At 65.8% G+C, this 2,876-nt stretch carries 4 protein-coding genes; 3 read left to right on the forward strand and 1 reads right to left on the reverse strand.

What is annotated here, in order from left to right; genetic code table 11:
* From RT662_RS01965 to dapE, 3 genes are all read left to right on the forward strand, one after another.
* Positions 1–257: glutathione S-transferase C-terminal domain-containing protein (locus RT662_RS01965; RefSeq protein ID WP_409530127.1), on the forward strand; the 257-nt coding region annotated here is incomplete at its 5' end.
* On the forward strand, positions 254–964 hold the full coding sequence (locus tag RT662_RS01970) for a DUF1499 domain-containing protein (protein ID WP_313668708.1): 711 nt from the start codon (positions 254–256) through the stop codon (positions 962–964). The genes RT662_RS01965 and RT662_RS01970, both read left to right, overlap by 4 nt.
* A complete protein-coding gene (gene dapE / locus RT662_RS01975; RefSeq protein ID WP_313668709.1) occupies positions 964–2,109 on the forward strand; it encodes a succinyl-diaminopimelate desuccinylase in 1,146 nt (381 codons plus the stop codon). The genes RT662_RS01970 and dapE overlap by 1 nt, the downstream gene beginning before the upstream one ends.
* Here dapE and RT662_RS01980 read toward each other — a convergent pair.
* On the reverse strand, positions 2,106–2,876 hold a 771-nt coding region (locus RT662_RS01980), incomplete at its 5' end, for a peroxidase family protein (protein ID WP_313668711.1). The two genes, dapE and RT662_RS01980, sit on opposite strands and share 4 nt — an antisense overlap.

Consider the following 2,876-nt stretch of genomic DNA (forward strand, 5'->3'; position numbering starts at 1 on the left):
GCCGCTTCGGTGAAGAAACCGGGGAACCATGGCTGTTCGGCCGCTTTGGCGCTGCCGACATCATGTTTGCCCCCACCTGCACCCGCATCAGAACCTATCATCTGCCGGTCAGCGACAGGATCAGCGCCTATATCGATCGCGTGCTGGCCCACCCGTTCATGGTCGAATGGACAGCCGAGGCGATGAAGGAGGATTTCCCCTTCACCCGCTATCCCATCCCCGGCAAGATCAGGATTGAACCGGAGACGCGTGCATGAACCCCGCCAATATCGCCCGCGCCACGCTGGTGGCCGCCCTGTTGATGCTGGCCGCCGGGCCGCTGCACCGTTTTGGCGTGATCGGTTGGCAGGCCTCGCTCGGCCTGTTCGTGGCGGCCGCGCTGCTGGCCGGTCTCGGCGCCTGCTGGTGCCTGTATCAACTGCTGCGCCGGCGCGGCGGCACCATCACGGTGATCGCGGCGGCCGCCGGTTTTGCCGCCGTCGCGGTGCCGATCGCCGTGGTGATCAACGCCGGGGACAAGCCGCCGATCAACGATATCAGCACCGATACCACCACCCCGCCGCCGTTCCAGGCCATCGATGCCACCCTGCGCGGCGCCGATGCCAGCCCGATTGATTATAACCCCGCCTTTGCCCCGCAACAGGAACGCGCCTATCCCGATGTGCGTCCGCTCGATCTGCCGGTCGAACCGGGCAAGGCCTTCGATGTGGCGCTGGCCGCCTGCGACAAGGATTGGCAGATCATCCTGGCCGATCGCAACGCCGGCCGCATCGAAGCCGTCGAGCGCAGCCTGTGGTGGGGCTACAGCGACGATGTCGTGATCCGGCTCACCGCGACGCCCACCGGCACCCGCGTCGACATGCGCTCCAAGTCACGCGTCGGCGAAAGCGATCTCGGCGCCAACGCGCGGCGCATTGCCGCCTATCTTGACCGGGTGGCCACGGAAATGCGCAAAGCCGGGTGATGAACCTGCCCGATCCCGTTGCCCTCACCCAGGAACTGATCCGCTGCCCCAGCGTCACGCCAGCCGATGAAGGCGCGCTGGACGTGCTGGAACGGGCGCTTGCCGGCCTGGGCTTTGCCTGCACCCGCCTGCCCTTCGGCCACGAACCCGATGGCCCGGTCGATAATCTCTTTGCCACGCTGGCGGGCGCGCCCGGCCCGCATTTTGCCTTCGCCGGCCACAGCGACGTGGTGCCGGCTGGCGATATGGCCGGCTGGAGCGAGGACCCGTTCGCCGCCGAAGTGAAAGACGGCTTCATCGTCGGCCGCGGCGCTGCCGACATGAAGGGCGCATTGGCTGCCATGATCGCTGCCACCGCCCGCCATCTTGGCCGTGGGCCGCTGGTGGGCCGCCTCAGCTTCATCATCACCGGTGACGAGGAAGGCCCCGCCACCTTCGGCACGACGATGATGCTGGACTGGATGGAAGCCCACGGCCTGGTGCCCGATCTCTGCCTTGTCGGCGAACCGACGTCGCAGCAAAAACTGGGCGACATGATGAAGATTGGCCGGCGCGGCAGCCTCAACGCCTGGATCACGGTGAACGGCGCGCAGGGCCATGTCGGCTATCCGCACATGGCGGACAATCCGATCACGCGGCTGGTGGCCATCCTCGCCGAATTGAAGGCGCGCGTGCTGGACGAAGGCAACGACTGGTTCCAGGCCTCCAACCTTGAAATCACCGATCTGGCGGTCGGCAACCCCGCCACCAACCTGATCCCCGCCCAGGCCCGCGCCCGGCTCAACATCCGGTTCAACAACGAGCACACGGGCGCGTCGCTGTCGGACTGGATCCTAGGCCTTGTCGCCGCCCACGCACCCGCCAACCATGTGGAGATCAAGATCTCCGGCGAAGCCTTCCTCACCGAACCCGGCGCGCTGTCATCCCTGGTCAGCGGCGCGATCACCGACGTCACCGGCCTCACGCCCGATCTCTCCACCACTGGCGGCACATCGGATGCCCGCTTCATCCGCCGCCTCTGCCCGGTGGTAGAATTCGGCTTGCCCGGCCAGTCGATGCACAAGGTGGATGAACACGCCGCCGTCGCCGACGTGGAAGGGCTGACGTCCATCTACGAGGCCGTGCTGGCGCGGGCGCTGGTCTAAGCCCGCTTCCACTCCTTGCGGGTCATCCCCACAAACGCGTTGCCCAGCCCCTTGGCGTTGCGATCGACAATGTCGCGCAGGCGGTTGGTCTGCTCGATCACCTTGATGCCCTCGTCGGTGAAGGCCAGCCGCTTGTTGGCCGGGTTGCCCCACACATGTTCGGACAATAGCGGGTTGGTCAGCGCCTGGGAAAAGGCGTCCATCGCCACCATGCTCGACACCAGTTCGGGCAGCGGGCCGTTCTTCTCCACCCGCTCGGCAAACAGGCCGATATAATATTCAACGTTGTTCACGTCGCCGTAGAGCCCCTCCAGCCGCTTCGCCAACGCCGACAGCCGTGCCTGTTCGGCCGGCGTGTCGCTGCTGCCGACGATGGCGGCAAAGTTGCGCGCCGGCTCCATGCCCATCGCCAGGCGATAATCATTGTAGCTGGCGACATTGTTGATCCGCGCCTGGTTGATGGCGCCCGTTTCGGCAAACATCATGAAGCTGGCGGCATTTTCGAGGCCCAGCGTGGCGGTGCGGTTGGCCGAGGTGTTGACGAAGCTCTGCGCCAGCCCGCTGCCGATCAGCAGGCTGTTGTTGAGCAGCAGCGAATTGCCCGGATGCGCCTTGTCCCCCCAGGTGACATTTTCCATCACCAGCCCGTGCCAGCGATAGAGCAGGCTGAACTCCACCGTCATCCAGTTCGGCCGGTTCCACTTCGCCCGCCAGGCGACTTTCGGATCGGCCTGCAGCGGAAATTCGGTGGTGTTGATGTGGTTGAT

The organism is Sandarakinorhabdus sp. (assembly GCF_032115815.1).
Taxonomy (GTDB): Bacteria; Pseudomonadota; Alphaproteobacteria; order Sphingomonadales; family Sphingomonadaceae; genus Sandarakinorhabdus.